This is a genomic window from Arsenicicoccus piscis, from assembly GCF_022568835.1.
GTDB classification, from domain to species: Bacteria; Actinomycetota; Actinomycetes; order Actinomycetales; family Dermatophilaceae; genus Arsenicicoccus; species Arsenicicoccus piscis.
Map to the genome: position 1 here is coordinate 318,474 of NZ_JAKZHV010000002.1, position 19,080 is coordinate 337,553.

The 19,080-nt window shown below is 71.4% G+C and carries 13 protein-coding genes, 1 rRNA gene and 1 pseudogene; 2 read left to right on the plus strand and 13 right to left on the minus strand.

From position 1 onward, the window contains the following. Window positions 1-228 precede the first annotated feature (228 nt). Both MM440_RS04470 and tyrS read right to left on the minus strand, forming a co-directional pair. Window positions 229-1,750 (minus strand): 16S ribosomal RNA (locus tag MM440_RS04470). A gap of 667 nt (window positions 1,751-2,417) precedes the next feature. Next, window positions 2,418-3,683, minus strand: coding sequence for a tyrosine--tRNA ligase (gene tyrS, locus MM440_RS04475; RefSeq protein WP_241442611.1), 1,266 nt, complete (start codon window positions 3,681-3,683; stop codon window positions 2,418-2,420). 127 nt (window positions 3,684-3,810) lie between these two features. On the opposite strand from tyrS, the gene MM440_RS04480 reads away from it, so the two are divergent. Next, entirely contained in the window at window positions 3,811-5,160 is a 1,350-nt protein-coding gene (locus MM440_RS04480; protein WP_241442613.1) for a serine hydrolase domain-containing protein, read from the plus strand. Between the two features lie 42 nt (window positions 5,161-5,202). Here MM440_RS04480 and MM440_RS04485 read toward each other — a convergent pair whose 3' ends face one another. The 8 genes and pseudogenes from MM440_RS04485 to argC form a co-directional block, all read right to left on the minus strand. Beyond that, window positions 5,203-6,426, minus strand: coding sequence for a DUF480 domain-containing protein (locus tag MM440_RS04485; RefSeq protein ID WP_241442615.1), 1,224 nt, complete (start codon window positions 6,424-6,426; stop codon window positions 5,203-5,205). A gap of 9 nt (window positions 6,427-6,435) precedes the next feature. Then, window positions 6,436-7,014, minus strand: coding sequence for a DNA-3-methyladenine glycosylase (locus MM440_RS04490; RefSeq protein ID WP_241442624.1), 579 nt, complete (start codon window positions 7,012-7,014; stop codon window positions 6,436-6,438). Between the two features lie 73 nt (window positions 7,015-7,087). Continuing rightward, window positions 7,088-8,518: an argininosuccinate lyase gene (gene argH, locus MM440_RS04495; RefSeq protein WP_241442631.1), complete on the minus strand. Its 1,431-nt coding sequence runs from the start codon at window positions 8,516-8,518 to the stop codon at window positions 7,088-7,090. Window positions 8,519-8,597: 79 nt separating this feature from the next. Further along, complete coding sequence (locus tag MM440_RS04500) at window positions 8,598-9,104, minus strand: arginine repressor (protein WP_241442633.1); 507 nt, start codon at window positions 9,102-9,104, stop codon at window positions 8,598-8,600. Next, the gene (locus MM440_RS04505; RefSeq protein ID WP_241442641.1) at window positions 9,101-10,330 is read right to left on the minus strand and encodes an acetylornithine transaminase; all 1,230 of its coding nucleotides are present in this window, start codon (window positions 10,328-10,330) and stop codon (window positions 9,101-9,103) included. The genes MM440_RS04500 and MM440_RS04505 overlap by 4 nt, the downstream gene beginning before the upstream one ends. Then, window positions 10,327-11,315, minus strand: a pseudogene (gene argB / locus MM440_RS04510) (acetylglutamate kinase). Before argB ends, MM440_RS04505 begins: the two are co-directional and overlap by 4 nt. Then, on the minus strand, window positions 11,312-12,466 hold the full coding sequence (argJ, locus tag MM440_RS04515; protein WP_241442643.1) for a bifunctional glutamate N-acetyltransferase/amino-acid acetyltransferase ArgJ: 1,155 nt from the start codon (window positions 12,464-12,466) through the stop codon (window positions 11,312-11,314). The pseudogene argB and the gene argJ overlap by 4 nt, the downstream one beginning before the upstream one ends. Next, window positions 12,463-13,518 (minus strand): N-acetyl-gamma-glutamyl-phosphate reductase, encoded by a 1,056-nt coding sequence (gene argC, locus MM440_RS04520; RefSeq protein WP_241442645.1) that lies wholly within the window; start codon window positions 13,516-13,518, stop codon window positions 12,463-12,465. Before argC ends, argJ begins: the two co-directional genes overlap by 4 nt. Window positions 13,519-13,590: 72 nt before the next feature. Here argC and MM440_RS04525 point away from each other — a divergent pair, with 72 nt between their 5' ends. After that, the gene (locus tag MM440_RS04525) at window positions 13,591-14,412 is read left to right on the plus strand and encodes an extensin family protein (protein ID WP_241442654.1); all 822 of its coding nucleotides are present in this window, start codon (window positions 13,591-13,593) and stop codon (window positions 14,410-14,412) included. A gap of 47 nt (window positions 14,413-14,459) precedes the next feature. Here the strand turns inward: MM440_RS04525 and MM440_RS04530 are convergent, their stop codons facing one another. The 3 genes from MM440_RS04530 to pheS are packed head-to-tail and all read right to left on the minus strand — an operon-like array spanning window position 14,460 to window position 19,032. Then, window positions 14,460-15,302: an SDR family oxidoreductase gene (locus MM440_RS04530; RefSeq protein ID WP_241442656.1), complete on the minus strand. Its 843-nt coding sequence runs from the start codon at window positions 15,300-15,302 to the stop codon at window positions 14,460-14,462. Window positions 15,303-15,304: 2 nt separating this feature from the next. Beyond that, window positions 15,305-17,938 (minus strand): phenylalanine--tRNA ligase subunit beta, encoded by a 2,634-nt coding sequence (locus MM440_RS04535; protein ID WP_241442658.1) that lies wholly within the window; start codon window positions 17,936-17,938, stop codon window positions 15,305-15,307. Next, entirely contained in the window at window positions 17,938-19,032 is a 1,095-nt protein-coding gene (gene pheS, locus MM440_RS04540) for a phenylalanine--tRNA ligase subunit alpha (RefSeq protein ID WP_241442665.1), read from the minus strand. Before pheS ends, MM440_RS04535 begins: the two co-directional genes overlap by 1 nt. Between the last annotated feature and the right edge of the window lie 48 nt (window positions 19,033-19,080).

Below are 19,080 nucleotides of genomic sequence, written 5' to 3' on the forward strand. Positions count from 1 at the left end.
AACAACGCGCCGACAGCAACCACACCCCCACATCTGCGGTCCTTCCACACCCCACACCCCCCACAGGGGACGCGTGGGGTCGTACTCGACCAACAGACGCGACGAACGCAGCCACCAACAACTCTTGACGTTCCACCCATGAGCACCGTCCAGACACACTCGGCCTGGCACGGGCCACCACCAACCACACCCACCACAGTGGACGCAGCCGGCCAGTGAGCTCCTTAGAAAGGAGGTGATCCAGCCGCACCTTCCGGTACGGCTACCTTGTTACGACTTAGTCCCAATCGCCAGTCCCACCTTCGACAGCTCCCTCCCACAAGGGGTTAGGCCACCGGCTTCGGGTGTTACCGACTTTCGTGACTTGACGGGCGGTGTGTACAAGGCCCGGGAACGTATTCACCGCAGCATTGCTGATCTGCGATTACTAGCGACTCCGACTTCATGGGGTCGAGTTGCAGACCCCAATCCGAACTGAGACCGGTTTTTTGGGATTCGCTCCACCTCACAGTATCGCAACCCTTTGTACCGGCCATTGTAGCATGCGTGAAGCCCAAGACATAAGGGGCATGATGATTTGACGTCATCCCCACCTTCCTCCGAGTTGACCCCGGCAGTCTCCTATGAGTCCCCACCATCACGTGCTGGCAACATAGAACGAGGGTTGCGCTCGTTGCGGGACTTAACCCAACATCTCACGACACGAGCTGACGACAACCATGCACCACCTGTACACCAGCCTTGCGGGGCACACATCTCTGCATGTTTCCGGTGTATGTCAAGCCTTGGTAAGGTTCTTCGCGTTGCATCGAATTAATCCGCATGCTCCGCCGCTTGTGCGGGCCCCCGTCAATTCCTTTGAGTTTTAGCCTTGCGGCCGTACTCCCCAGGCGGGGCGCTTAATGCGTTAGCTGCGGCACGGAACTCGTGGAATGAGCCCCACACCTAGCGCCCAACGTTTACGGCATGGACTACCAGGGTATCTAATCCTGTTCGCTCCCCATGCTTTCGCTTCTCAGTGTCAGTTATGGCCCAGAGACCTGCCTTCGCCATCGGTGTTCCTCCTGATATCTGCGCATTTCACCGCTACACCAGGAATTCCAGTCTCCCCTACCACACTCTAGCCAGCCCGTACCCACGGCAAGCCCAAGGTTAAGCCTTGGGTTTTCACCGCAGACGCGACAAGCCACCTACAAGCTCTTTACGCCCAATAATTCCGGACAACGCTCGCACCCTACGTATTACCGCGGCTGCTGGCACGTAGTTAGCCGGTGCTTCTTCTGCAGGTACCGTCACTTTCGCTTCTTCCCTGCTGAAAGAGGTTTACAACCCGAAGGCCGTCATCCCTCACGCGGCGTCGCTGCATCAGGCTTTCGCCCATTGTGCAATATTCCCCACTGCTGCCTCCCGTAGGAGTCTGGGCCGTGTCTCAGTCCCAGTGTGGCCGGTCGCCCTCTCAGGCCGGCTACCCGTCGTCGCCTTGGTGAGCCACTACCTCACCAACAAGCTGATAGGCCGCGAGTCCATCCTCCACCACAAAAGCTTTCCACCCACACCCATGCAGGCGCAGGTCATATCCAGTATTAGCCCCGGTTTCCCGGAGTTATCCCGAAGTGAAGGGCAGGTTACTCACGTGTTACTCACCCGTTCGCCACTAATCCACCCAGCAAGCTGGGCATCATCGTTCGACTTGCATGTGTTAAGCACGCCGCCAGCGTTCGTCCTGAGCCAGGATCAAACTCTCCATAAAAAACTTGATCACAAGCAAAAAGAACAAACACCAGCAAGATCCATCAAGATCAAGCAGATGTCCATCCAACTCAAAAAAACAACAAATCAGCCTCGACCAGTAACCCAGCCAGCCCACACAACGCAGACCAACCAGACCACCAACCAAGACCAGATAGGCATCAAGAATCTCGGCACGCTGTTGAGTTCACAAACATCGGACGCGCATCCAAGGGACAACACCGCTGGACGGTGCTGGACCTAGATGGCCTCTATGGCTTGCACACACTTGGGCTTCTCAGACCAGGTCCGAAGACCTGCGGAGCGCACTTGGTTGTGCTGTTTCTCTACCGTAACAGACCCTTGGGCCTGTCTGCCAAATCCGCTCTTGCGAGCGGCGGCGACCACCTTGCGGTGATCCGGTGGAGTGTCTCCCGCGGGACCGGCCTACTTCGCTGCGACGCTCTCGCGTCTCGCAGTGGTGTCCGTTCCTCCCTGTCCGGGTGACAAGAAGAACATTACGTGACGGTTCGGGGTCCGTGCAAATCGGCGATGCCTCCTAGGCCCGCATGCTCAGGCGCAGCGGCCCCCTGGTGTGCTCGGGAGGTCCCCTGACCTGCGACGACGCCCCAGCGACCGAGGAAGCAGCGGAGGGGGCGGCGGAGTCGACCGCCGCCTCCTCCGCCGGGCTACCCGGCGACGCGTCGACCGGCAGCCAGGGCCTTGCGTCCCCGCTTGAGCAGCACCACCTGGCCGTGGAGGAAGTCCTCGGGGGTGAGGACCTGCTCCAGGTCGCGTGTCTTGACGTTGTTGACCGAGGCGCCGCCGTCGCCGATGGCACGCCGGGCCTCGTTGCGCGAGGTGACCAGCCCGGTGGCGACCAGGGCGTCGACGAGGGTGTCCCCCGGCTCTACCGCTCCCCCGGGCAACGCCGCGGTCGCGTCGAGCAGCGTGCGCTCGTCCAGCGCGTGCACGTCGCCCTTGCCGAACAGCGCCTCGGACGCCGCCTGCACCGCCGCTGTCGCCTGCGCCCCATGGACCAGGGTGGTGACCTCGGCAGCGAGCGTCTTCTGCGCGGTGCGGCGGAACGGCTCGTCCCTGACCTGCTGCTCCAGCTCGGCGATCTGGTCGGGCCCGAGGTCGGTGAAGACCTTGAGCAGCTTGACGACCGAGGCGTCCTCGACGTTGATCCAGTACTGGTAGAACGCGTACGGGCTGGTCAGCTCCGGGCTCAGCCAGACCGCGTTGCCCTCGGACTTGCCGAACTTGTTGCCGGCCTCATCGGTGATCAGCGGAGTGGTGAGCACGTGGACGGAGGCGCCCTCGCTGCGGCCGATGAGGTCTACCCCAGCGGTGAGGTTGCCCCACTGGTCCTGGCCACCGGTCTGCAGGGTGCAGCCGTGCTCGCGGAACAGGTGCAGGTAGTCCAGCGCCTGCAGCAGCTGGTAGCTGAACTCGGTGTAGGAGATGCCCTGCTCGCTGGCCAGGCGTGCGGCCACGGCATCCTTCTTGATCATCTGGTTGACCCGGAAGTGCTTGCCGACGTCCCGCAGGAAGTCCAGCGCGCTCATCGGCCCGGTCCAGTCCAGGTTGTTGACCATGACCGCCGGGTTGTCCCCGTCGAAGGCGAGGAAGGGCTCGATCTGGCGCCGGATCCCGTCGACCCAGGACGCCGTCTGCTCCTTGGTCTTGAGGACCCGCTCGGACGTGGGCCGGGGGTCCCCGATCAACCCGGTCGAGCCGCCGACCAGCGCGATCACCCGGTGGCCGGCGCGCTGGAGGTGGCGCAGCACGATGAGCTGGACCAGGTTGCCGAAGTGCAGGGACGGGGCCGTGGGGTCGAAGCCGCAATACACCGTGATCGGTCCGTCGTCGAGGCTCCGGCGCAGCTCGGCCTCGTCGGTGGTCTGCGCCACCAGGCCTCGCCACTGCAGCTCGTCGAGGATGCTCGTCACGGTGATGTCTCCTTGGATCGTGCGTCTTGGTTCGTGCGTCGGTGCCGGTGGGGCCGGCTAGGGCCAAGCCTGCCCTATCGTGCGCGGTCGCCGCGCCCGCGTTCCGCGGCCGCACTAGCGTGGGGCCATGCTGACGGACTTCCTCGACGTCGTGGCGGCCCACCCCGAGGTCGAGCTGCACTCCCTGCTGCTGCTGCAGGACGGGCAGGTGCTCGCCGAGGGGTACGCCGACCCCTACCTGCCGACCGACCGGGCCCTGGTCTACTCGGTCAGCAAGACGTTCACGGCGACTGCGGTGGGGCTGGCGGTGCACGAGGGTCGCTTCGCGCTCGAGGACCGGGTGGTGGACCTGCTGCCCGCCGACGTGCCGGAGCCGCTGGACGACCGGATCGCCGAGGTCACCGTCCACCACCTGCTGTCGATGTCGACGGGGCGGGACGTCGACACCTTCGCCGAGATGGTGCGGCGACCGGCGCCGCAGTGGGCCCGCACCTGGCTCTCCATGCGGCCGGCCGGGCCGGTCGGCTCGCGGCACGTCTACGACAACGGCTGCTCCTGGCTGCTCGGCGAGATCGTCCGTCGGTCCACGGGTGAGAGCCTGGTCGACTACCTCCGCCCGCGGCTGCTCGAGCCGCTGGGCATCGAGATCGGTTGGGAGACAGATGATCTCGGTAGAGAGTTGGGCCTGACTGGGGTCCACGTCACCACCGCGCACCTCTCGCGTCTTGGGGAGCTCTACCGTTGCGACGGGGTGCACGAGGGCGTGCGCCTGCTGCCCGAGGGGTGGGTCGATCGGCTCTCCACCGCCCACATCCCCACCACGGACGACAAGGCGGACTGGACCCGGGGCTACGGCTACCAGGTGTGGCAGAGCCGGCACGGCTACCGGCTGGACGGGGCGTACGGGCAGTTCGTCCTGGTGCTGCCCGAGCAGCGCGCGGTGCTCACGCTGACCTCGCAGCAGGAGAACAGCCAGGTCCTGCTCGACGCGGTCTGGGAGCACGTGCTCCCGGCGCTCGTGCCGGGGGTCCAGGACGACCCCGCGGAGCTCGCCGCCCGCCTCGAGGCGCTGGTCGTGCCCGGGCCGGGGCGACCGGTGGCGGCCGACCAGTTCGCCGCCCCGCCGGTCACCGCGGTCGCGGTGCGCCCGCGCGACGGTGCGGCTGACGGCTCGGCCGGCACGGGGTGGACGCTGACGCTGAGCAGCGATGGTCGGGACGTCGAGATCGACGCGGACCCGACCGGGTGGACGCGCACCGAGCTCACGGTCGACGGCCGCGTCGTGCCGGTCGCGGCCGTGGTGTCCGGCGGGGTCGAGACCGGCCGCCTCGAGGTGGCGCTCGCCTTCCCGACCACCCCGCACGTCGCCGAGCTCAGCCTCGAGCTCGACGCCGACGGGCGCGGCTCCACCGACCGGTGCGCGTGGCGGACCGCGCCGCTCGAGCGCAGCCGGTTGGTCGACCTGCACATGTGGTGACGCCGCCGGTGCGGGCAGCTCAGGGCCTGCCGGCACGGGGCGTCAGGCGTCCTCGGGACGCTGCGCGAGGACGGTGAGGCGGTCGGCGTCGGGCTCGACCCCGGGGACCGGGCCACGGACGTAGCGCTCGCGCACCTGCAGGCCGGCGGCCTCGACGGCGGCGAGGACCTGGGCCGGGTCGTGCTCGACGAGCAGCACCTCGACCCCCTCGTGCCCCCAGCGACCACCGACGGTGCGCACCCGGCGGCCCACCGGCACGGTCAGTGCGAGCCAGCCACCGGGGCGCAGCACGCCACCGAGCGCGCCTATGGCCGGTGCCAGCTCGGAGGCCGCGAGGTGGATCAGGCTGTGCCAGGCCACGATCGCACCCCACGCGGGGGCGGTGGGCGGTCGCATGAGCCGGGTGAGGTCGCCGACGGTGAACGTCAGGTCGGGGTAGGTGCGCTGCGCGTGCTCGACCATGCCGGGCGCGAGGTCGAGGCCGGTCACGTCCGCACCCGCGGCGGCGAGGTAGGCCGTGAGGTGGCCGTCGCCGCAACCCACCTCGACGACCGGGTCGTCCCCCGCGAGCCGGGCGACCCGACCGAGGACCCACGCGTCGAAGGGCAGCCGCCCCAGCTCGTCCGCGTTGGCCTCGGCGTAGGCCTGCGCCACCACGGAGTAGCCCTGTCGCACCCGCTCGTCGCGCGCCGCCGCCCCCTCGGCGAGCGGGCGCTCGCGGTCGTCGACGTCAGCGGCCTCCGGCGAGTCGGGCTGCTCCACCGGCGCCGCCCCCAGGAGGTGGACGTAGCGCGGGTCCCGCTCACCCGGTCTACGCGCGAGCTCACGCACCAGCGGCGGGTCGGCTGCGGCGAGCTCGCCGAGCACCTGTTCGACCGCCTGCCGGTCGCCGAATTCGTGCAGTCGCTCGGTCCGGGTGCGCAGCTCGCCCGCCGACTGCGGGCCGCGCAGCAGCAGCACCGTGAGCAGCGCGCTCTCGGCGTCGCCGAGGTCGAGGGACTCCGTCAGCAGCTGGTGGTACTTCAGCGTCCGCGAGCCCTTGCCGGCCCACACGACGCGCACCAGACCGCGGTGCTTGAGGTCCTGCAGCCGCTCCTCCAGCATCGTCTCGTCGTAGTCCACGACGGGGCTACGACTGGACTTCTGGTTGCAGGCGCTGCGAACGGCGTTGAGCGACAACGGATACGACTCCGGTACGGTCCGCTGCTTCTCCATCAAGGACCCGAGCACGCGCTGGTCGACGTCGTCGAGCTGGAGGGAGTGCATGGGCCCAGCCTACGAGCGGCGGCGCCGCACGGCCGGGCGGTAGGCCGAGACGGTGGGCTCCCCGTCGAGCCAGAACCTCCAGGGGTAGACCGTGCCGTCACCCCCGGGTCCGCTCACCCCCACGCGCGGGCCGGTGCGCACGAGCGCCGGGTCGATCGGCACCTCCGGTGCCGTGAGGTAGATCTCGGCGTCGGCCGCGGAGCCGTCGTGGCCGTCGTGACTGGCCCGGTCGAGGTCGAGGGCAGCGGCCAGTCGACCAGGGCCGCGCGCCCAGTCGCGGGGCGCGATGCCGGCCCGGCGCTCGGCCACGAGGTCCTGCCCGGCCACGACCTCGCCGGCGCGCAGCAGCACCCCGGCAGCGGTGCCCTCCGGCTGGCAGACGGCGTTGATGGCGTGGTGCATGCCGTAGGTGAAGTAGACGTAGAAGTGCCCTGGCGGGCCGAACATCGAGGCGTTGCGGGCGGTCCGCCCGCGGAACGAGTGCGCGCCCGGGTCCTGCGCCCCCTCGTAGGCCTCGACCTCGGTAAGCCGGATCGCCACGGGACCCCGGTGCAGGACGCACCCGAGCAGCTCGGGAGCGACCTGCACCGCCGGGCGCCGAAGAACGACCGGGGCAGCCGCTCGCCGCTGGTCGGGCGCGCCATGGCGTGGGGCCGGCCCGTCAGTCGCGCACGACGGGGCGCACGTCGGCCCAGCCGCGCAGCTCGGCAGCGCGCTCGGCGCAGCGCTCGAGCTGCTCGGCCACCCGCACCGGCGCGGTGCCGCCCTTGGCGTCACGCGACGCGAGGGAGCCCTCGACCGACAAGACGGTGCGCACCTCGGGCGTGAGGTGCTCCGAGATGTCCGCCAGGTCGTCGTCGCTGAGGTCCCACAGCTCGATGTCGCGCCGCTCGCACTCGCGCACGCAGGCGCCGGCTACCTCGTGGGCGATCCGGAAGGGCACGCCCTGGCGGACGAGCCACTCGGCAATGTCGGTCGCTAGCGAGAACCCTTGCGGTGCAAGGGACTCCAGGCGGTCGCCGTGGAACCGCAGGGTCGCCACCATGCCGCTGAACGCGGGCAGCAGGACCTCGAGCGTGTCGATCGCGTCGAAGACCGGCTCCTTGTCCTCCTGCAGGTCGCGGTTGTAGGCGAGGGGCAGCGCCTTGAGGGTGGTGAGCAGGCCCGCGAGGTCACCGACGAGTCGACCGGCCTTGCCGCGGGCGAGCTCGGCGACGTCGGGGTTCTTCTTCTGCGGCATGATGCTCGACCCGGTCGAGTAGGCGTCGTCGAGGGTGACGAACGAGAACTCCTTGGTCGCCCACAGGACAACCTCCTCGGCGAGCCGCGAGATGTCTACCGCGGACATGGCGGTGACGAAGGCGAGCTCGGCGACGAAGTCCCGCGACGCGGTGCCGTCGATGGAGTTCTCGACGGAGGAGTCGAAGCCGAGGTCCGCGGCGACCGCCTCGGGGTCGAGACCGAGCGAGGAGCCCGCGAGCGCGCCTGAGCCGTAAGGGGATACAGCGGCGCGGCGGTCCCAGTCGACCAGCCGGTCGACGTCGCGCAGCAGCGCCCACGCGTGCGCGAGCAGGTGGTGCGCGAGCAGGACGGGCTGCGCGTGCTGCAGGTGGGTGCGGCCCGGCATCGAGACCGTGGCGTTGGCCCGGGCCTGGGCGACCAGCGCGTCGACGACGTCCAGCAGCAGGGCGGCGACGGTGCGGGCGTGGTCGCGCAGATACATCCGGAAGAGCGTGGCCACTTGGTCGTTGCGCGAGCGACCGGCACGCAGCCGCCCGCCCACGTCGGCGCCGGCCCGCTCGATCAGCCCACGCTCGAGCGCGGTGTGCACGTCCTCGTCGCCCGGCTCGGGCGTGAACGCCCCCGACTCGACGTCGGCCCCGAGGCGACGCAGACCGTCCAGCATGGCGGCGAGCGTGGCGTCGTCGAGCAGCCCCGCGGCGTGCAGGACGCGCGCGTGGGCACGGCTGCCGGCGAGGTCGTAGGGCGCGAGCCGCCAGTCGAAGTGGGTGGACCGGGACAGCTCGGCCAGGGCGTCGGCCGGGCCGCCGGCGAAGCGACCGCCCCAGAGGCTGGTGCGCTCGGTGCTCATCGGGTTCCTCTCGGGTGTGCTGCGCGTCTGGCGTGCTGAGGGTCTGGTCTGCTGCGCGGGCTGCAGCGGTGGTTCAGGTCTAGGCCTGGTCGTCCACGACCCCGGCCAACGACAGTAGCCGAGTCGCGACGTCCGCCCCGCCCGCCGGGTCCGTCGTGATCACCATGATGGTGTCGTCGCCGGCGATGGTGCCGAGGATGTCGGGCTCGCGGGCCTGGTCGATCGCGCTGGCCAGGAAGTTGGCCGCCCCGGGCGGCGTGCGCACGACGACCAGGTTCGCGGACGACCGGGCGGACACCAGCAGCTCCTCGCAGACCCGACGCAGCCGCGCGTTGACCTCGTCCGCGTGCGGCGCCGTCCGCGGCGTGTGGTCGCCGCCGAGCCCCGGCAGCGCGTAGACCAGTGTGCGGCCCTGGCGCACCTTGACGGCTCCCAGCTCGACCAGGTCGCGCGAAAGCGTCGCCTGGGTGACCTCGACCCCCTCGGCGGCGAGCAGCTCAAGCAGCTCGCCCTGGGAGCGGATCGACGTCCGGGACAGGACGTCCGCGATCAGCTGGTGCCGGGCGGCGCGCGTCTGGGCGATCATGATCGCTCCTCGGCCGGCTGCTCCTGCACCGGCTGCGTCGACGGCTGCGGCGTGTCGGCCAGCACCCGTCCGAGCGCCGCGACGAAGTCGTCGACCTGCTCGGTGGTGAGGATCAGCGGGGGCGCCAGCCGCAGCGCGTCGGGGCGAACCGGGTTGACGATGAACCCATCTCGCTCGAGCGCCGCCGAGAGCGCCGGGGCGATCTCGTCGGTGAGCTGGATCGCCACCAGCAGCCCCTCGCCCCGGGTCTCGACGATGCGCGGATCACCGAGCGCCGCCACGGCACCCTGCAGGTGCTCGCCGACCTTCTCGGCGTTGACCAGCAGCCCGTCCGTCTCGATGGTGCGCAGCACCGCGAGCGCGGCGGCACAGGCGAGCGCGTTGCCGCCGAACGTCGTGCCGTGCTGACCTGGGGCGAGCAGCCCGCTCGGCCCAGGACCGAAGGTCACCACCGCGCCGATCGGCACGCCGCCCGCAAGACCCTTGGCCAGCGTCATCACGTCGGGCTGCACGCCGTGCCGCTGGTGGGCAAACCACTGACCGGTGCGGCCCACCCCGGTCTGGATCTCGTCGAGGACGAGCAGCGCCCCGTGCTCACGGGTCACGTCCCTGGCCGCCTGCAGGAACGCGGTGCCGGCCAGGACCACCCCGGCCTCGCCCTGGATGGGCTCGATGAACACGGCGGCCACGTTGTCGTCCACCGCTGCGCGGAGCGCGTCGACGTCGTTGAACGGCACCCACACCACCTCGGGCACCAGCGGCTCGAACGGCTCGCGGTAGGCCGCCTTGTGCGTCAGCGAGAGCGCACCGAGCGTGCGTCCGTGAAAAGCGTTCTCCATGGCCACGATCCGCGTGCGGCCGGTGCGCCGGGACAGCTTGACCGCGGCCTCGATGGCTTCGGTGCCGGAGTTGGTGAAGAAGACCTTCGACCCCGCCGGGGCGTGCGCCAGTGCGAGCAGCCGGTCCGCGAGCTCTACCTGGGCCGGGGTGACGAAGAAGTTCGACGTGTGGATCAGCCGCCCGGCCGCCTCGGTGACCGCCTCGACCAGCGCAGGGTGCGCGTGTCCGAGGGCGTTGACCGCGATGCCGCCGAGCAAGTCGAGATAGGCGTTGCCGTCCGTGTCGTAGACCGTGCAGCCCTCGCCGCGCTCCAGCATCGTGCGCGGCCGCCCGAACACCCCGAGCAGCACCTGCTCGCTGTGGTCGACGTCCTGGGTGGTCGTCATGACTGGTCACCTTCCTCGTCGTCCGGGACGATCATCGTGCCGACGCCCTCGCTCGTGAACACCTCGAGCAGCAGGGAGTGCGGCACGCGGCCGTCGATCATGTGCGCCTGCGGGACGCCGCCACGCACCGCCTCGACGCAGGCCTCGAGCTTGGGGATCATGCCGGCGTCGACCTTCTGGGCCAGCTCGGCGGCCTCGGACACCGTCATCTGCGACAGCAGCGACTCCGGGTCCGGGAAGTCGAGGTAGACCCCTTCGACGTCGGTGAGGACGATCAGCTTGGTGGCGCCGAGGGCTACGGCGATCGCAGCGGCTGCGGTGTCGGCGTTGATGTTGAGCACCTGCCCGTCGCCGTCCAGGTCGGGGGCAATGGTCGAGACGACGGGGATCCGCCCGGCGTCCAGGATGTCTTGCAGCGCAGCCGGATTGACCTGTTCGACCTCGCCGACGAGGCCGAGGTCGACCTCCTCGCCGCCCACCTGCACGGTGCGCTTGCGGGCACCGAGCAGCTGGGCGTCCTCCCCGAGAGGCCCACGGCGACCGGGCCGTGCTGGTTGAGCAGGCCGACCAGCTCGCGGCCGACCTGACCGGTCAGCACCATCCGCACGACGTCCATCACCTCGGGCGTCGTGACCCGCAGCCCGCCCTTGAACTCGCTGTGCAGGTCCAGGCGCGAGAGCATCGCCGCGATCTGCGGGCCGCCGCCGTGCACGACGACCGGACGCAGCCCGGCGTAGCGCAGGAAAACGATGTCCTGGGCGAACGCCGCCTTGAGCGCATCGTCGGTCATGGCTTTGCCGCCGTACTTGACGACCACGAGGGCGCCGCGGAACTGCTCGAGCCAGGGCAGCGCCTCGACCAGGACCGAGGCCTTCGCCAGCGTCTTGGGGTGCGACTCCAACAGGCGGGGCCGGGTCGTGGGCTTGGCCGGCTTGACCGACTGAGGCTGGGTGGGCTGGACCGGCTGGGGCTGGGGATCGCTCATGTGCTGTAGGCCGAGTTCTCGTGGACGTAGTCGTGGGTCAGGTCGTTGGTCCAGATGGTGGCGTGCTCGTCGCCGGCGTGCAGGTCGACGAGGACGTGCACCTCGCGCGGGGTGAGGTCGACGAGCGAGCGGTCCTCGCCCACGCCCATCGCCCGGCACACCTGGACGCCGTTGATGGACACGTCGAGCTGGAGCGGGTCGAAGGCCGCGTCGGTGGTGCCGACCGCAGCCAGCACGCGCCCCCAGTTGGGGTCGTTGCCGAAGACGGCGCACTTGAAGAGGTTGTTGCGGGCGATGCTGCGGGCCACCTCGAGTGCGTCGGACTCGGTTGCGGCAGAGACGATCTCGATGCGGATGTCGTGGTGGGCACCCTCCGCGTCGGCGATGAGCTGACGCGCCAGGTCCTGGCAGACCGCCGTGACCGTGGCGGTCAGCGCCTCCACGCCGGGCTCGACCTCGCTGGCGCCGGAGGCGAGCAGCACCACCGTGTCGTTGGTGGACTGGCAGCCGTCGGAGTCGATCCGGTCGAAGCTCAGCCGGGTCGCCTCGCGCAGCGCGGCGTCGAGCGTCGCGGCGTCGGCGACCGCGTCGGTCGTCAGCACGACCAGCATCGTGGCGAGCGCCGGCGCCAGCATGCCCGCGCCCTTGGCCATCCCCCCGACGACGTACCCCTCCCCCGTCGCCACGGCGAGCTTGGGCACGGTGTCGGTCGTCATGATGGCGCCCGCGGCGGCCTCCCCACCGTCGGTGCCGAGCGCGGCGGCCGCCGCGTCGGTGCCGGGCAGGAGCAGGTCCATCGGCAGCCGCTCGCCGATCAGGCCGGTGGAGCAGACGACCACGTCGCCGGCGCTGATCCCGAGGACGTCGGCCACGTGCTCGGCCGTGCGGTGGGTGTCGAGGAAGCCCTCGGAGCCGGTGCAGGCGTTGGCCCCGCCGGAGTTGAGCACCACGGCGTCGACCCGCCCGTCCGAGCGGACCACCTGACGGCTCCAGGTGACCGGCGCCGCCTCGACCCGGTTGCTGGTGAAGACCGCCGCCGCGTCGTGGCGAGGCCCGTCGTTGACGACCAGGGCGACGTCCGGCTTGCCGCTGGCCTTGAGGCCGGCGGTCACGCCGCTGGCCCGAAAGCCTTGTGCTGCAGTGACACTCATGGGGCTACTCCGACGACGGGGAGACCGGTGGTCTCCGGGAGACCGAGCGCCAGGTTCGCGCTCTGGACGGCGGCACCGGCGGTGCCCTTGCAGAGGTTGTCGATGGCCGCCATGGCCACGACCCGGCCCACGCGGCGGTCGACGACGACCTGCACGTGGATGCTGTTGGAGCCGATCACGTCGGCCGTGCGCGGCAGCCGCCCCGCCGGCAGCAGGTGCACGAACGGCTCGTCCCGGTAGACCTCGTCCCAGGCCGCGCGGACCTGCTCGTCGGTGGTGTCCGGCGAGGCGAGCCGCGCGGTGCAGGTCGCGAGGATCCCTCGGGCCATGGGTGCGAGCGTGGGCGTGAAGGACAGCGTCGTCGGAGCCCCCGCGAGGGCGGCGAGGTTCTGCTCGATCTCGGGGGTGTGCCGGTGACTGCCGCCGACGCCGTAGGGCGTCATCGAGCCCATCACCTCGGCACCGAGCAGGTGCGGCTTGAGCGACTTGCCGGCGCCGGACGTGCCGGACGCCGCCACCACCACGACGTCCTGCGGGTCCAGCAGGCCGGCCGCGAAGCCCGGGGCGAGAGCGATCGAGGCCGCCGTCGGGTAGCACCCGGGCACCGCCACGCGACGCGAGCCCTCCAGCGCCGCACGGGACTTCACCACCTCGCCGTCGACGACGGTGGGCAGCTCCGGCAGGCCGTAGGGCCAGGTGCCGGCGTGCGGCGAGCCGTAGAACTCCTCCCACGCGGCGCCGTCGCGCAACCGGAAGTCCGCACCGCAGTCGACCACCACGACCTCGTCGGGCAGCTCGGCGGCGAGCGCCGCGGAGGCCCCGTGCGGCAGCGCGAGGAAGACCACGTCGTGGCGCGCCAGCAGCTCGGGTGTGGCAGGCTCGAGGCGGCGGTCGGCGAGGGGGACGAGGTGCGGGTGGTGCTCCCCCAGGGTCGTGCCCGCGTTGGACGCCGCGCAGAGTGCGCCGATCTCGAGGTCGGGGTGGGCGAGGAGCAGCCGGAGGATCTCGCCTCCGGCGTACCCGCTCGCTCCCGCCACTGCTGCCGTGAACATTGCATGAGAATACAACGGATCGCGTAGTCATGCATTGTGCCGACGCCCAGCCGTGGTTGCGACCATGGTCACGTGCTGCTCTCCCGCCGCCAAGCGCTGACCCTCGGGGCCGCCGTGGCCGGGGGTGGGCTGTCGGCGATGCTCGGGGGCTGCTCCGGCGGTCTCGACCTGCCGGGCGGGATCGACGTCCCCGGCGGCCCTCGGCCACGCTCCACGCCGGTTCCGGCGAGCTCCTTGCCACAGCGAGCGACCGTCGCCGGTGCGCGACTGGTCTACGAACCCACGAGGCGTGCGGCGCCGCTGCGGATCGAGCCGGGCTTCGCCGGCCGGCTGGACGCCTGGCTCACCGACCTGCAAGCACGGCTCGGTGCCAACCCGGTGGCGACCCTCTGGGGCTACGGGGCGTGGACCCCGGACGACGGAGACCCGTCGTGGCACCACGCCGGCCGGGCGCTCGACATCTCGTCCCTGCGCGACGGCGCGGGGGCGGTGATCGTGAGCGCGCGCCACGACCTGTGGCGGGCCGAGAGCGCGGCCTCGGTAGCGCGTCGCGAGCGGGCCTACTGGCGTCTCGCCGCCAGCCTGCACAAGCACTTCGACCACGTGCTGACCTACCTCTACGACCAGGCGCACCGGAACCACCTGCACGTCGACGACGGCCGGTCGGGCGCGGACCAGAGCGACTTCTGGCGCGGGTCGCGGGTGCAGGTCCAGGCGGTGCAGGCGATGCTCACACACGTGTGGGGGCGACGCACCCCGACCACCGGCGACTTCGACGGTGCGACGGCCGACGCCTGTCGCGAGGTGCTCGACGGGCTCGGCGTCGGCGGGTCGCTCACCGACGGCCGCCGGCAGTGGCAGGCGTTCCTGGACGCCACGACGGCGCGGGCCTGACCGGAGCGCCGGCCTGACCGGAGCGCCGGCCTGACCGGGCCCGGGCCTCAACCCAGCGGGTCGTCCGGGCCGTAGGGCAGCAGACCGATGGTGCGCTCGTGCTCGCCGAGGCCCTCGGCCGCGCGGGCCTGCAGCGACGCGACGGTGTCGACGCCGGCACGGACCAGCCGACCGGACCAGGCGTCCAGCTCGCCCGATGCGAGGGCGAGCGCCAGCGTCGTCACGTCGGCCGGGTCGGTCCACTCGGTGCGGCCCTCGTCCTGGGGCATGGCCGTGGTCATGTCCGTGACGACGACGCCGGGCGCGAGGTCGAAGGCGCGCAGCCCGTGCTCGCGGCCGGCGAGGTGCAGCCCGCCGGTGATCCGCGCGAGGGCGGTCTTGCCGGCGTGGTAGGCGCTCTGGTCGGGCGCGGAGCGGGTGCCCGCGCCCGAGTTGAGGTTGATGACGCGTCCGCCACCGGCGGCCAGCAGGTGCGGCGCGACGGCCCGCGAGACGAGGAAGGGCCCCAGCACGTTGACCCGGAGCACGCGCTCCCAGGTCTCGACGTCGGCGTCCCAGAGGGTGCTCGGCGGCTCGATCAGCCCGGCGTTGTTGACCAGCACGTCGATCCGACCGCGCCGCTCGACGACGTCGCGCACGTAGGCGTCGACCGCCGCCGCGTTGGTGACGTCCAGGGTCGCGCCGACCACGTCGTGGCCCGCCGCAACCAGCTCCGCGGCCAGGGACCGGGCGCGGTCCCCGTCCCGGGCGCAGAGCTCTACGGCATGGCCGGCGTCCGCGAAGGCGCGCACGAGGTGGGCCCCGATCCCGCGGGACCCACCCGTGACGACGACCACCTGGCGGTCCGAGCTCTCGGGCGTGCGCTGCGAAAGCTGCTGCGGCTCAGGCATGCTCAGGCTCCGCGCTGCACCGCACCGGTGGCGGACGCGGCCGCGGCGATGGCCCGGTCGCGCAGGGCCGAGACCTCGGCGGTCTTGAGGGTGCGCTCGACCGGGCGGAAGGTGAGGCGGTAGGCGAGGGACTTCTTGGCGACCCAGCCGTCGCCCAGCTGCTCGCCGCGGTAGATGTCGAACAGCTCGAGCCCCTCCAGCTGGTCCCCCGCGCCTGCGCGCAGGCTGCGCGCGACGTCGGCGGCCGGCACGGACGCGTCGACGACCAGGGCGACGTCGGTGTGGGCGACCGGGAGGGTGGAGAGCTTCGTCGCCTGCACGACGGTCGAGTCGCCGACCGCGCTCAGGACGTCGAGGTCGAGCTCGGCGCCCACGACCCGGGCCGGCAGCTCGAGCGCCTTGAGGACTCGCGGGTGCAGCTCACCGGCGTGCCCGACCAGCCGCCCGTCGGTCGTCTCGAGCCGCACGCACCGACCGGGGTGGAACGGCGCGTGCTCGTCCTGCACGACGTCGAGCTCGACCCCGAGGGCGGCCGCGACGGCGAGCGCCAGCGCGACGGCGTCGCCCGCGTCGACCGGCCGGGCCGCAGCCCAGGGACCGCGTGCCTCGGCGTCACCGCTGCGCAGGAACGCCACGCGGTGCGGCTGGTCCGGCACGGCCGCGTCGATCTCGGCGAGCGTCTCGGCCGAGGGGCGCTGCCCGAGCGGCGGGACGGGAGCGCGCAGGCCCTCGCCCCGTGGCCGGAAGACCACGCCCAGCTCGTAGACCCCGACGTCCTTCGCGCCGCGAGAGACGTTGAGCCGCAACGCGTTTGCGAGCGTCGACAGCAGGCTCGTGCGCAGCAGCGGCTCCTGGTCGTTGATCGGGTTGGCGAGCCGCACGTGGCGGCGCCGCGCGTCCTCGGCCGGGAGACCGAGCGCGTCGTCGGAGCCCTCGCCGACGAACGGGTAGGTCAGCACCTCGACCAGACCCTGCTGGGCGAGCGTGTCGGCCACGCGGCGGCGGTCGCGCTGCGCCGCCGTCAGTCCGCGCCCACCGGGGGCCTGGGGCAGCACGGAGGGGATCTGGTCGTAGCCGCGCAGCCGCGCGACCTCCTCGGCGACGTCCGGCCCGTTGGTGAGGTCGGGCCGCCACGAGGGCGGGGTGACCGTCCAGGTGTGCGGCTGGTCGGTCACCGTCTCGTCCGGGTCCGACCCGGCCGCGTCGGTCCCGGCGCTCACCGGCTCGGTGTGCGGGTCCTGGTCGACCTGCGCGCCGATCAGGAGCAGCGCGTCGTGCACCTCCTGCTCCCCGAGGTCGATGCCGACCAGGCGGGCCGGCAGCTGCGGGTCCAGCGTGAACGGCGCCGGCAGCACCGGCTCCCCCACGTCGGTGACCGCCGGGTCGGCGACCCCGCCGCCGTAGGTGACCAGGAGGTCTACGGCGAGCTGCATGGCGGCCGGGGCGAGCAGCGGGTCCACGCCGCGCTCGAAGCGCTTGGACGCCTCGGTCGCGAGCTTGTGCCGACGGGCCGAGCGCGCGATCGACACGGGGTCGAAGTGCGCCGCCTCGAGCAGCACGTCGGTGGTGGTCTCGTCGACCTCGCAGTCCGCGCCGCCGAAGACCCCGGCGATGACGAGCGGGCGCTCGCCGTCGGTGATGAGCAGGTCCTCGGGGTCCAGCGTGCGGGTGACGTCGTCGAGGGTGGTGAGCCGCTCGCCGGCGCGGGCGCGGCGGACCACGATCTCGTCGCCGAGCTTCGCGAGGTCGAAGGCGTGCATCGGCTGCCCGAGCAGCAGCATGACGTAGTTGGTGACGTCGACCGCGAGCGAGATCGGGCGCATGCCCAGCTGGGTCAGCCGGGTCTGCATCCACGACGGCGAGCTCGCCGACACGTCGACTCCGCGCACGATCCGCGCGACGTAGCGGTCGCAGCCGGCCACGTCGTGGATCGGCGCGTCGTCCTCGAGCCGGACCGGGTAGCCCCCGTGGCTCAGGACCGGGGCCGCGTCGCGCAGCGCGTCGACCGGGTCGACGAAGTCGACGCCGGTGGCGTGGGAGTACTCGCGGGCGATGCCGCGCATCGAGAAGCAGTACCCCCGGTCGGGCGTGACGTTGACCTCGACGACCTCGTCACCGAGGCCGAGCAGCTCGATGGCGTCGGCGCCCGGGACGGCGCGGGCGAGCAGCTCGGGCTGGTCGGCGAGGTAGTCGGTCAGCACGATGATGCCCGAGTGGTCCTCGCCGAGGCCGAGCTCGTCCTCGGCGCAGATCATGCCGTTGGACACGTGCCCGTAGGTCTTGCGTGCGCTGATCTGGAAGCCGCCCGGGAGGGTCGCACCCGGCAGCACCACCACGACGAGGTCACCGACCGCGAAGTTGCTTGCGCCACAGACGATCTCCTGCGGCTTGCCCTCGGTCAGGCGCTGGCCGTTGTCACCCACGTCGACGGTGCACCAGCGGATGACCTTGCCGTTCTTCTGCGGCTCGTCGACGAAGTCGAGGACGCGGCCGACGACGAGCGGCCCGGTGATGTCACCCCCGTGCAGGCCTTCCTCCTCGAGACCGACCCGCACGAGGGCCGCGGCGATCTGCTCGCCCCGGGCCGCAGGGTCTACGTCGACGAGCTCTCGCAGCCATGAAACCGGCGCGCGCATCAGACCTCCATCCCGAACTGCTTGCTGAAGCGGACGTCACCCTCGACGATGTCGAACATGTCGGTGACCCCGTGGCGCAGCATCACCGCGCGCTCGATGCCCATGCCGAAGGCGAAACCGGTGTAGACCTCAGGGTCGATCCCGGCCGCCCGCAGGACGTTCTGGTTGACCATGCCGCAGCCGCCCCACTCGATCCAGCCGGTGCCGCCGCAGACGCGGCAGGCCGGGTCGGAGCCCTTGCAGACCCAGCACTGCACGTCCATCTCGGCGCTGGGCTCGGTGAACGGGAAGAACGCCGGGCGCAGCCGGGTGACCAGGTCGGCGCCGAACAGCTCCTGGGCGAAGCGGTCCAGCGTGCCCTTGAGGTGCGCCATGGTGAGCCCACGGTCTACGGCGAGGCCCTCGACCTGGGCGAAGACCGGGGTGTGCGTCGCGTCCAGGTCGTCGGTGCGGAAGGTGCGTCCCGGCGCCGCGACGTAGACCGGGAGGTCGCGCTCCAGCAGCGAGCGCATCTGCACCGGAGAGGTGTGCGTGCGCAGCACGAGCCCCGCGTCGGCCGGCTCGACGAAGAAGGTGTCCTGCATGGCGCGGGCCGGGTGGTCCGGACCGAAGTTGAGGGCGTCGAAGTTGAACCACTCGCTCTCGACCTCGGGGCCCTCGGCGATCTCCCAGCCGAGCCCCACGAAGATGTCGCTCACCCGGTCGACCATGGCCGACACGGGGTGGCGTGCACCGAGGGTGTGCCGGGGCGGGACGACGGTGAGGTCCTGCTGCTCCTCGGCGAGCATCGCCTCCTCGGCGGCGGCCGCCAGCTCGGCCTCGCGCGCCGTGAAGGCCTGCGCGACCTGCCCGCGGGCCTGACCGACCCGCTTGCCGGCCTCGGCCTTCGCCGACGGGGGCAGGGCGCCGATCTCGCGGTTCGCGAGCGCCAGCGGGCTCTTGTCGCCCGCGTGCGCGAGGCGCGCGGCCTTGAGCTCGTCCAGGGTGCCGGCGGCGGCTGCTGCGGCGAGGGCGTCGCGGACGTTGCCGGCGACGGCCTCGGGGTCGAGGGCACTGACCTCGACCGGGTCGTACTGCGTGTTGGGTCCAGACATCGCTTTCACCTTGTGGTCGGTGGCCACCCGCGACGGGGCGGACCGGGC

Coding starts and splice junctions, on each gene's coding strand:
- MM440_RS04480 (WP_241442613.1), top strand. CDS start 3,811: ATGCTGACGGACTTCCTCGACGTCGTGGCGGCCCACCCCGAGGTCGAG.
- MM440_RS04485 (WP_241442615.1), bottom strand. CDS start 6,426: ATGCACTCCCTCCAGCTCGACGACGTCGACCAGCGCGTGCTCGGGTCC.
- argH (WP_241442631.1), bottom strand. CDS start 8,518: ATGAGCACCGAGCGCACCAGCCTCTGGGGCGGTCGCTTCGCCGGCGGC.
- MM440_RS04500 (WP_241442633.1), bottom strand. CDS start 9,104: ATGATCGCCCAGACGCGCGCCGCCCGGCACCAGCTGATCGCGGACGTC.
- MM440_RS04505 (WP_241442641.1), bottom strand. CDS start 10,330: ATGACGACCACCCAGGACGTCGACCACAGCGAGCAGGTGCTGCTCGGG.
- argJ (WP_241442643.1), bottom strand. CDS start 12,466: ATGAGTGTCACTGCAGCACAAGGCTTTCGGGCCAGCGGCGTGACCGCC.
- argC (WP_241442645.1), bottom strand. CDS start 13,518: ATGTTCACGGCAGCAGTGGCGGGAGCGAGCGGGTACGCCGGAGGCGAG.
- MM440_RS04530 (WP_241442656.1), bottom strand. CDS start 15,302: ATGCCTGAGCCGCAGCAGCTTTCGCAGCGCACGCCCGAGAGCTCGGAC.
- MM440_RS04535 (WP_241442658.1), bottom strand. CDS start 17,938: ATGCGCGCGCCGGTTTCATGGCTGCGAGAGCTCGTCGACGTAGACCCT.
- pheS (WP_241442665.1), bottom strand. CDS start 19,032: ATGTCTGGACCCAACACGCAGTACGACCCGGTCGAGGTCAGTGCCCTC.